The following is a 10,897-nucleotide window of genomic DNA, read 5'->3' as shown; positions in this document are numbered from 1 at the left end:
TATTTTGCGGGGTATTTTCAATGGGAGTCCGATCAGATGGCTGACGGCTGACGTCTGACGGCTGACGGCTGACGGCTGACGGCTGACGGCTGACGGCTGACGGCTGACGGCTGACGGCTTTAAGAGTAATTCATTACATTAGACTAAAGTCTATAGGTTAAATTTCTTCATCTATTAGGTCATTTTTTATCGTTTGTTGAATTTGCAGTGTTCAATTAAAGTTCATTTGTCGGCGATTGATACCGACTCAAATAGAGGAAATGATTATGTTTAGTACACTTATGAAACGCGTTGCAGTTAGCTCATTATTAACTTGTTCAGCTATGGCAGTGGCTGATCAAAGTGACTACAAATTAATGGTTATTGATCAATCTACACAAGCAACAGTAGAAACAAATCGCCAATACGAACTAGCATTTAACCAATGCGCATTAAGTGTTCAAGCAAAGAATTTTAAAGAAGCTGAAACACTTTGCTCTAAAGCAATCAGCTTACTAAGCAAGAGCAAGGTACCTGCTTATAAACGTCGTGAATTAACCTCATTTGCATTAAGCAACCGCGGTGTAGCTCGAATCATGTCTGAAAACGACACTGCTGCATTGTCTGACTTTTACGAAGCAGTACAAATTTCAGGTAACGAGCTAGTCGAGCACAACTTAACGCGTGCGAAAAAGAACTTAGCATTATAAGTTTTCACAAAATTGTGTTGTCACAAAACCCAGCTTCGGCTGGGTTTTGTCGTTTAGGTGTTTCGTTTTTTAGTCTTCCGCTTTTATCAATAAATCAAGTTCTTTTAGCAATAGGCTCTCTACTGTCTTTTTATCCATTTTAACCAATTGCTCTAAGCTGTAATTCTTGCCAATTTCTTTCGCTAAAATATAACCTAGGTAATAACCTCTTCGGTATGGCAGCTTTGTCTCGTCCTTTGCGAAGTTGAAAAATGAAGAATATATTTCAGTTTTTTTTGAGTAAAACTTTTTCTTAAGGTCAACGAAAGAATCGAGGTGCCTTGCTCGAATCTTTTTCACCAAATTGCTAGGTATGTTTAGCATCAATTCATCATCACTGGCTGACGGAGTTAATTTATGTGAAACGTAAGTAGCTAATCCCTCAGTCCAAATAGAGCACCATAGCTCATCCTTACATTGAAATAATTTTTCATGATAAACGTGAAATAACTCGTGATGAAAGAATGGCGTATCGTTTTTCCAGGTATGATACTTGGCCATAAGGTCTACACCAAACATTAAGTAAGTCTTACCATTTAACTCTCGCGTTGCCCCATTGAACCTTCCTAATGAGTGAAGTATGTAAATGGGGATTTCAGATTTGAAATCAGGGAAAGTAGCAATAAATGATTCCATACTGCTGTTTAACTCTTTAGATAAACGTCTATTTTTTGAAAAATATACTTCTTCTATTCCACTGAAACCCTCAATAGCTTTAACAAAGCTTTTATCACTATAAAAAGGCGCAAATTGAGAGGTGAAATGTTGAGAAAACTGCTCGGCTCTATTTTCTGCAGTCAACGTCTTGCTTGACTGATATAAAGTATAAAAATCATCAGCGAGATTAATGACTTCAAAATCAGCTGACTGCTTGTTAGCAAGCGCATTAAATGAAAGCACACCAAATATGAAGATAGAGAGTAGAAGAAATTTAGAGAATATTTGCATAATTATAGTCAGAATTATTTGTTAGGTTAAAGTCGAATATGTTGAAGATTCGATAATTCATGTCTAAGTGGTTGGTTACTCAGACAATGCCTGTTTGTAACTTAAATCAAAATGTTTGAGTAACTGATTCAAGTAGTTCAGATTTATCTGGTTAGGTTTAAAGCTTTGCCCCTTTTCAATATTTGCTATGTGTTGTTTTAGTTTTGCTTTGTCTTTATTCCAAAAAGCGATGTTTCCTAGTACAAAGTCATTCCAATACATTTTTGAACCACTTAGCTTTTCATTGGGATGCAATACTTTTTTAGCGTGAAAAACCGCTTGTTGATAGTCACCCGCTAACCCTTCCATTTGAGCTAAATGCCAAGTTAATGAGCTTTCATTTGAATTATTATGAGAGATATAACGTTTTATCAGAATGGCAGCTTCAGCATGGCAACCTGATTTTTCTAACAATCTAAAACCGGCATCGTACGTCTGATCAAATTGTTGGTATGTTAGGCTCAAATCGTCTTTTAACCTTTCTTCAAGCTCAACTTTACAGTCAGCAAAGCTTACATTTGATATAATTAAAAACCCGATTGATGAGAGTCCTGTTTTCATAATTCTGTCCTTAAATTTGCTAATGCCTGTATAAGATAACACTGCAATCAAACGCAAGTTCACCACGAACTGAAAGTATTTGATTCCATGTAACCTTTAAATTGTCGTTATTTCTCTAGCTCATGATAAACATTTGGATTCCAAATTTGCATAAACATCTCTGGATTTTCAATTGGTTGAAAACCATATTGCGCGTACAAACCATGCGCATCTTTTGTTGCCAATACCATACGTCTCAAACCTTGAAGCTCGGGGTGAGATACTATGCTCTCAACAAGCCACTTGCTCAAACCTTTACCTCGATGGCTTTCTACTATGAATACATCGGAAAGATAAGCAAATGTTGCTTTATCTGTTATAAGGCGGGCAAAACCTACTTGAGAATCATAGCTGTCATAGACTCCAAAACAAAAAGAGTTTGAAATGGCAGTTTCTAGCGTCTGCTTTGGTATTCCGGACGCCCAGTAGCTTTTTGAAATAAAACCGTAAATTACTTCAAAATCGAGATCAGTTTTATTTGTGCTAATTCTATATCCTTGCACCAGTATTCCTTCTTACGGTTTATCATGATAATTATGAATTTATTGCTAGTCTGCGTACCACAATAAACTCTTGTTATTTAAGATGTTTAGTTTTAACAAAGTTACTAACCAATTGCTACTGTCCAAACATTAAGACTGTGCCCCTTTGACCTAAATATATTTTAAACCACAATTTACGGACCCAAATAACATTTCTATATAAGAGACAGCATTAAATTTATCAGCACTCAACTCAGCTAATTTGTTACTTTCAATACAGGAATAAAACAACTTAACCTCCTCTACATCACAGTAAAATTCCGAAACCTGAGTAATTACTCTATAGATTAAATTTCTTCATCTATCAGTTTTAATTTAATCGTTTGTTTAGCTTATGGGAATATTTTAAAGTTCACTCGTTGGCAAGAAACACCAACTTATTCAGAGGAAAACTATCATGTTAAAAACACTTGTAACCACTATTGCACTTAGCTCTTTATTAACTTGCTCAGCGATGGCAGTAGCCAAACAAGCTGATTATAAACTGATGGTTATTGAGCAAGCTCAAACGAACGATAATGCAACTAGCCAATACGAAACTGCCTTCAACCGCTGTGCATTAAGCGTTAAAGAAAAGAATTTTTCAGAAGCGGAAAGCCTGTGTACACAAGCAATTTCTCTTCTAAGTACAAGTAAGGTACCTGGTTACAAACGCCGCGAATTAACTTCGTTTGCACTTAGTAACCGTGGTGTTGCCCGCATCATGTCTGAAAAAGATACTGCTGCACTTTCTGACTTTTATGAAGCGGTGCAAATTTCTAAAAATGAACTTGTTAATCACAACTTAAGTCGCGCAAAACAAAACCTAGCGCTGTAAAAGTTCCCCCAACCAAATTGTTGTCGAAAGCCCGGTTCTTGTGTGTTCTGACCGGGCTTTTTTTATTTAATGTTTGGCAAATAAATCTGACATCCCCTTCATTGTGATGCGATCAAATTGAATTTCTACAGGTAATCCTTCTATGTGGTATTCTGCTGGAATATCTACTTGCAAAATAAGTTTTAAAGCGGCTTTTTCGCCTTCGAATGGACCCGAAAGCTGCGGGGGTATCTTACTTGTAAGCTCTGTATATTCATTAATTACAGCATCAAATTTTTTACCATTTGGAAGTTTTACAGTCGCTTTTTGACCTATTTTTGAATACTCCAAAAATTTTGGTGCAAGATAAGCATGAACTCTTAGTTCTCTGCCGGTATCTACTGAAAATAATGGTGAGTTTTGATCTACAAACTGACCATCTTGCACAAAGATATCGTTAATATTTCCCGAAAACGGAGTTTTAACAACAAGGTTTTGTTGCAGTGCAGACAACTTTGCAAATTCAATTGAAAGATCTTGATAGCGTTGCCCCTTTAATCCATACAAGCGTTCCATTTCTTGCCGCTCTTTCTCACGCAAGATATCAACTTTTGTCTGTTCGTAACTTAATTGAGCACTGTTAAAAGCAGCTATTGCGCTTGCTAAATCAGAAACGGGGACTATTCCGCGGCTTTTATAATCTTTATACGTATTAAGTAATTCTTGCTGCCTTTCAACGCCTTCTTTTGCGACTCGCTTTCTTTGTTCTAGCTGCGTCATAATTGTTTTGCTAAATGGTATCTGTTGTTGAGTTAGATTTAATATTTGTCGGTCAACTTCTTGATACTGCCCTGTCAATTCAGGGTTATATAATGTGAGCAATATTTCATCTTTCATCACAGAATCACCAAGGTTAACGTCAACAAATTCAATAGTTCCTTTACTTGGAGCTTTAATCAGAAGCGGTTCAGTCGTAATGATACCAACAGCTTCAACCTTAAGTTGTGGCACTAAATAAATCCATGCGACAATACAAATAGGGCTCAATGCAATCAGAATTAAAAAATACCAGCGTAATTTATGTGATGTTCTTTTTGCTCCAGCATATGGAACTTTAATTCCTTTTTCTTCATTCGGATTGTTGACCTTTGCAGTGCTATTAAAATGCAATTTCATATTATTCCCTTAATCTAAAATTTTTGACCACGTTTAAGCACCCACCAAGGTGCCATACTAGACTCTTCATGCGACCGCCGGAATACTTCATTAACCAGCGCAAAGCAACATACTAGGCGCATTATAAATGCATAGATGGGATAGAGAGGTAACCAGAGGAATAGTGTAAAATCTTGCTTAGGCCTTTCTGAAACACTAACTAAAACTAACAAATAAAAATAGCCGATAGTTAGAAGGTATAAGGCATAAATGACGAATATTAATGCTAGTGAGAATTGCCAAGGATAAATAATAGCAACCCCAACAAAATACACAAAAATGACAAATGGCAACATAACGTTTTGCAAGTAACCATAAAAAAGTGTAAACAAAAAATTCTTCCAGCCTAAAAGCTTAGGAGAAAAAGCTGGCCAATGTTTACGCAAATATAAAAACAGCAAGTCCCCGTCCCAACGTAATCTTTGCAAGACAAGCTCTTTAAATGATTGAGGTGCGTCTGTATGTGCAATCGACGCAGTCGCGTAAGGTATTTTTAAATTAGGGTAGCGTTTAAAATACTGTTTGATACGAACTGTTAGATCTAAATCTTCTGCAGTATGAGTATCCCAACCTCCTATTTGTTTTAAGAAATCACGTCTAAATGCACCAAATGCACCTGAAATGTTGTTAATTAGATTACATTGAGCTAATCCAGTTTTACCACCCTGCATCGATATTAAGTATTCGATTGCTTGCATTCTAGTCCATAAAGTTTTATTCACATTACGAACTCTTAAAGCACCTCCCACAGCAGGTACATTAGGGTCTTCAAATAACCTGACTAAATTTGCCATCATATCATTGTCAAATGAAGTATCCGCATCAACATTGACGATAATTTCACCTTTAGCATAGGATAAGCCTGCGTTTAAAGTTGAAACTCGCCCTCCCCGCTGCCATTTTGGCAATAAAACAATCTCACGATTTTTGCGTTTAAATAACTGCTTACATTCTTTAGCTACATGGTAAGTGTGGTTATTTTGAACAGCACCATCTATTACAGCAATTATTTCAATTTTACCTGGGTAAGTTTGTTCAACGAGTGACTGAATGGTTTCTTTAACTGCATCCCCTTCTGCATAACAAGTAATAACACAGCTAACTTTTGGTAAATAAAATAATTTAGTATTGTTTATACGTGTCTTTTCTTTAGTCCATTTAATTATGCCAAACGTGATTATTAAAAATAGCGGCAACTCATAGATAAGGTATAAAGGAATAAATTTCACTAGAACTAATATATTACTTTGTACATAAAACATAATTTGTTCAGTAATATGTATTAAAGTGCTTAGCGTACTCATAAAACACTCTCCTGCTGAGCTGCAAATTGTTGCTCAAGCCAAACACCTATTTCATCTGGCATTTCTTTTGATGGAAGTGGAATGCCTTTAATCGAAAGTGAGAAATCGCTATTTTTATTGAGTGAAGAAATCCCTTTTAATTTTTGATAAACAAAGGATAAATGTTCAATTGTCGTATTAGGTAACATTAAAAGTAATGTATGCTCTCCTGCTAAACAGCAAATATCCGTGGTCCTGATACTCTCGTTAATTCTGCTCTCAAATTCGTCTATTAATTGAATAGCACGTGCTTCACCATTTTCTGCAATAAATTGCGCGAGGTTTTTTAACTCTATCTTAACTATTGAGTGTGTTTGCTGGTGCCTTACGGCAAGTTGGTTTTGCCACTTAACCACCCATTCGAAATGTGAATAGTTAATAGAGTCAGTGCTGGTTAAATTAAAATTGTCAAAACGCTCACCAAGTCTAATTAAACTTTTACCTTCCATTGATATGTTGTAACTATGAATGTTCTGTACTATTAACTCATCAACTTGATTACTGGTCTGACAGTGGAAGCATTTAGCAATAACGTCAGCATCTACAAAGCTAGTATGGCATTGGTTACATTTCTGGTTTTCTATTGGGCGATCATAGTCAACGCCAATGTGTCTCAATTTTGTATGGCAATTAGGGCAGCTTAGCCCGATACCCTCTTTAAATTTAGATTCGCCATTTACATGACCACAGTTAAAACAGTGCAAACTAGATACACTGGCAATATCAATACTTTGACAACTTGGGCATGAATCAACATAATTTAAGTGCCCTGATTGGCAGTGTCTACAGTAGCGAACACGGTCGATTAACTTATCTGTCTGTAAGAGTTTTCTTCTATGGATACTCGACAACCATGACATCGCATCTTTAGTGTTAACCCCGAAACACTCTAAAAGCGGATAATAATAAACACTATTAATGCTTAAATCATGAACAGGTAACAAGCTATTACCTTTATAAATCCACATAAAAGACAAAAGCTTAGTTAAAGCTGAGTCGACTAAATTAAGACTTAGATTTAAACTAGTTGCGTGCGTTATTACGGAGTTATAAAAATCATCACTTTGTTTATTAAAAAGACCATTTGCAAGAGCTTCTGATAAATAACAAGGCGTATTTACCAAAATACAGCTTTGCCATAACAGTTCGTGCTTACGGATTTTCTTGAGCGCCTCGCCTTGGTTTACAATGTTGTCAGCAAAAACAATAAGTGGAAAATGAGATTGAGCTTCAAAACCGGAAAAAAAGTGCTCTACGTCGTTAAATACTGTGAATTCGTGTCCGTAAACTAAAAAATCAATATCCTTAAGCTCACCAATCCAAATTTTTTGTAACGAAATATCATTTAATTGCTGTTTATTCATTTACCCTCCATGAAATGAACTATTGTATTCATACCGCATTTTAAACTGTTTTTATATAAGGTACGATCAGACTTTTCATATAACTGGTAATTTATGGTTTAAATTAACTAGTCAATAGCTTATAAAAATAAGAAGGTATGATTGAAATCTATATTTAAAATAATATTTTATTGTTATTAATTGAAATATAAACTTTATGTTAATAAAGAATTGTATGAGGTAGCTTTTAATATAAAAGCCAGCTCTGAAAGCTGGCTATAAATAAGTTCTAACTTCTTAAGTTTCATCTCTTGGCACAAAATCAAGCACTGTTGCATTAATGCAGTACCTGTCTTTACCTCTTGGCCCTTCACCAGGGAACAAATGACCTAAATGAATACCCGAGCTTTTTGATTTAAGCTCAATACGCTGCATGCCATAACTGTTGTCTTCATGCATAGTTACACTGTCTTTAACTGGATGTGTAAATGAAAGCCAGCCAGTGCCTGAGTTAAATCTATCTCGGGTATCAAAAAGCGGCGCTCCACTTAGCTTATCAATAAAAATACCGTCGGGTGTATTTTTAAAGATATCGTACTGCTTACAAAATGGGCTGTCAGTTCTGGCATGAAACGCCACTCTAAAGGCTTCACTGTCCCCCAGTTTAAATGCACCTAAGGCTTTGTAAAACTCACCTTTACTGACATAGCCTTGGCGACCATAAACCTCTTCGCCATTTTCTATAAATAAGAGTGTGGGTGTCGCCCATGTTGGGGTTTTAATTGTTAAACCATCAAGTTGATCAGCATGTCGGAAAGTCATAGGTATCGAACCCATGTACTCATCAGCGACCTCTTTTTTAAACTTTTCGCAGTATGGGCAATAACCTTTAGCATCTATCACTACAATTTGCTTACCTGCCAATAAGGCTGTGTTATCAACCTGCTGTTTTTCGACTGGTGTGAATACAACGCCCGTTGAATGATCAGGGCAATAGCCATTCGGGTTTTTCTTTAAATAGTCTTGATGATAATCCTCAGCAGCATAAAATACATCAAGCGGTTTTATTACAGTCACAATCTTGCCGTAGCCTGCTGCGGTTAATTTGCTTTGGTATTCATCTTCAAGTTTATTCGCAACTTCTAGTTGCTTTTTGTTACTTACCAAAATTGTTGAGCGGTATTGAGTGCCAATATCATTACCTTGGCGATTTAGCTGGGTTGGATCATGATTTTCAAAATAATGTTTTAACAGTGATTGTGTTGTTAACTCGTTGCTGTTGTATGTCACTTTAACAACTTCTGCATAATTGTTTTTATCAAAGCGGCGTGAGCTACGTGTTATGTTCTTGTAGGTCGCTTTAAACCCATGCCCATCTGCATAACCAGATACCGCATCCAACACGCCATCAAGTGCTTCGTAACGCTTTTCTGCTCCCCAAAAACAACCCGAACCTAGCACAATGGTTTCAATATGCCCTGTTGCGTTATCTGGCATTGTTTCAGCTTTAATTGGGCTGGTGGTAAAAATGGCACTGCAAGTGAATAGTGTCAGTAACATCGACTTAATTGTCATACTAATTTCCTCTTAAAAGCCTGTATTTAAGACAGACCGCGTATAGGTATTAATAATTTCAACTTAAACGCATGCAAACAGCGATTCACCGCTAACAATTTAACTCTTAACCTTATTTACGGTAAAACACAGCTTTTTAACATTGGGATATTAAAAAATGAAAATTGCACACAGCTTATCTGCTATTGCATTAGGATTAACACTTGCTACGCAAGTGAATGCCGCAGAGTTCACTTTTGCAAAATCAATTAAACCGAACGACAACACACTAGTTTTATTTTTAGATACAGATAGCCAAGTTGCTAATTTTAATTATTTAAAGCCAGAAACCCAAACTCACCTAAATAAAGTCATTGAATTTAGCGACTTTAAAGCAGGTTATGGAAAAACGTTAGAAGTTATCGCACCAAACGGTAGCGACCATCAACGCATCTTACTTGTTGGCTTAGGAGAGCAGCCAAAACTAGATGCAGCAAAAATGGCAAAACTAGGTGGTAACGTTCACGCTAAATTGCAGTCGGCTAAACAAGCAAATGTTAGCCTTGATTTTTCAGAGCTTAAAGACAGCGCAATCAATGCTAAATATGCAGCAGAATTTGCACATGGCGCAAATTTACGTGACCACCGTTTTGAGCAATACAAAAAAGAACAAGACAGCCACGTTGTTAACTACACATTAGATGTTGAAAATTTAGACCAAGCGGTCAAAACCCATAAACTACTACAAAGCATCGAACAAGGTGTATTTTTAGCACGTGACTTAACGTCTGAAGTTGCAACAGAAATGACACCGGTTGATTTTGCTAAAGCGGCAAAAGAGCTTAAAAAGTTAGATGTTAAAATTACTATTTTAGAGCCTAAGCAACTTAAAAAGCTTGGCATGGGTGCATTAGAAGCGGTTGGTCGTGGTAGTGAAGAAGGTGCACGTTTAGTGGTTGCTCATTATCAAGGTAGCAAAAACACCCCTATCGCGTTAGTAGGTAAAGGTATTACCTTTGATTCTGGTGGTTACAGCCTTAAAACAGGCGCTTCAATTGCCCGCATGAAATCAGACATGGCAGGTGCAGCTGCAGTACTAGGTACTGTTAAAGCAATGGCACTGGCTAAAGCCGACACAAACGTAGTTGCTGTAATGGGCATGGCTGCCAATATGGTATCGCAATTTGCTGTTGCGCCTGGCGATGTTGTAAGAACAGCCGAAGGTTTAAGTGTTGAAATTGTTAATACAGATGCTGAAGGTCGCTTAGTACTGAGTGATGCAATGTGGTATGCCCGTGACAAATACAAACCAAGTATTATGGTTGATGTTGCGACCCTAACCGGGTCTAAAATTCGTGCTGTAGGTAATGAATACGCGGCGGTTTTCTCTGATGATGATACTCTTGTTGAGCAACTAACTATTGCGGGTAAGCAAGTAAATGAAAACCTATGGCGTTTACCTCTAGGTTATGAAGATGCATTAAAGTCAGACATTGCTGATCTTAAAAACATCGGTTCACATGGCCCAGGTGCTACTACAGCAGCGAGTTTCTTACAAAACTTTGCCGGTGACACACGTTGGGTTCACATTGATATTGCAGGTAACGCGCTAAACTCTAAAGCAAAAGATGAACTAGCTGAAGGCGGTACAGGCTATGGCGTACGTTTACTGTCTAATTGGTTACTAAATAACGCACAGTAATTAGACATTGCACTTTATCAAGTGGTTATAAACTATTATAGCCACTTGATTGTCTTGAGTTTTTCTAATTAACACTAAAGACACATT

General features: G+C 36.9%; 10 protein-coding genes. 3 read left to right on the top strand and 7 right to left on the bottom strand.

Features of this window, described 5'->3' with window-relative positions:
- Positions 1-266 precede the first annotated feature (266 nt).
- The gene (locus CWC02_RS16870; protein ID WP_054553792.1) at positions 267-689 is read left to right on the top strand and encodes a hypothetical protein; all 423 of its coding nucleotides are present in this window, start codon (positions 267-269) and stop codon (positions 687-689) included.
- 69 nt (positions 690-758) lie between these two features.
- Here CWC02_RS16870 and CWC02_RS16865 read toward each other — a convergent pair whose 3' ends face one another.
- From CWC02_RS16865 to CWC02_RS16855, 3 genes are all read right to left on the bottom strand, one after another.
- Complete coding sequence (locus CWC02_RS16865; RefSeq protein ID WP_138619492.1) at positions 759-1,676, bottom strand: DUF5700 domain-containing putative Zn-dependent protease; 918 nt, start codon at positions 1,674-1,676, stop codon at positions 759-761.
- Between the two features lie 75 nt (positions 1,677-1,751).
- A complete protein-coding gene (locus CWC02_RS16860; protein WP_138619490.1) occupies positions 1,752-2,276 on the bottom strand; it encodes a hypothetical protein in 525 nt (174 codons plus the stop codon).
- 107 nt (positions 2,277-2,383) lie between these two features.
- On the bottom strand, positions 2,384-2,818 hold the full coding sequence (locus CWC02_RS16855) for a GNAT family N-acetyltransferase (protein ID WP_138619488.1): 435 nt from the start codon (positions 2,816-2,818) through the stop codon (positions 2,384-2,386).
- 436 nt (positions 2,819-3,254) lie between these two features.
- Here CWC02_RS16855 and CWC02_RS16850 point away from each other — a divergent pair, with 436 nt between their 5' ends.
- A complete protein-coding gene (locus CWC02_RS16850) occupies positions 3,255-3,674 on the top strand; it encodes a tetratricopeptide repeat protein (protein WP_054553788.1) in 420 nt (139 codons plus the stop codon).
- A 66-nt stretch (positions 3,675-3,740) separates the two neighbouring features.
- On the opposite strand, the gene CWC02_RS16845 is transcribed toward CWC02_RS16850, so the two are convergent.
- The 4 genes from CWC02_RS16845 to msrA form a co-directional block, all read right to left on the bottom strand.
- Positions 3,741-4,829 (bottom strand): HlyD family secretion protein, encoded by a 1,089-nt coding sequence (locus CWC02_RS16845; RefSeq protein WP_054553787.1) that lies wholly within the window; start codon positions 4,827-4,829, stop codon positions 3,741-3,743.
- A gap of 14 nt (positions 4,830-4,843) precedes the next feature.
- The gene (locus CWC02_RS16840) at positions 4,844-6,172 is read right to left on the bottom strand and encodes a glycosyltransferase family 2 protein (protein WP_138619486.1); all 1,329 of its coding nucleotides are present in this window, start codon (positions 6,170-6,172) and stop codon (positions 4,844-4,846) included.
- On the bottom strand, positions 6,169-7,575 hold the full coding sequence (locus CWC02_RS16835; protein ID WP_138619484.1) for a TackOD1 domain-containing metal-binding protein: 1,407 nt from the start codon (positions 7,573-7,575) through the stop codon (positions 6,169-6,171). The genes CWC02_RS16840 and CWC02_RS16835 overlap by 4 nt, the downstream gene beginning before the upstream one ends.
- Positions 7,576-7,851: 276 nt before the next feature.
- Positions 7,852-9,129, bottom strand: a complete 1,278-nt coding sequence (gene msrA / locus CWC02_RS16830; RefSeq protein ID WP_138619482.1) for a peptide-methionine (S)-S-oxide reductase MsrA — start codon at positions 9,127-9,129, stop codon at positions 7,852-7,854.
- Positions 9,130-9,286: 157 nt separating this feature from the next.
- On the opposite strand from msrA, the gene CWC02_RS16825 reads away from it, so the two are divergent.
- Complete coding sequence (locus tag CWC02_RS16825; protein ID WP_138619480.1) at positions 9,287-10,810, top strand: leucyl aminopeptidase; 1,524 nt, start codon at positions 9,287-9,289, stop codon at positions 10,808-10,810.
- Positions 10,811-10,897 lie beyond the last annotated feature (87 nt).

This window comes from Pseudoalteromonas sp. S2721, from assembly GCF_005887425.1.
Taxonomy (GTDB): domain Bacteria; phylum Pseudomonadota; class Gammaproteobacteria; order Enterobacterales; family Alteromonadaceae; genus Pseudoalteromonas; species Pseudoalteromonas simplex.
The sequence above is the reverse complement of the archived record's forward strand: the minus strand, read 5'-3'. Positions and strand labels throughout refer to the sequence as shown.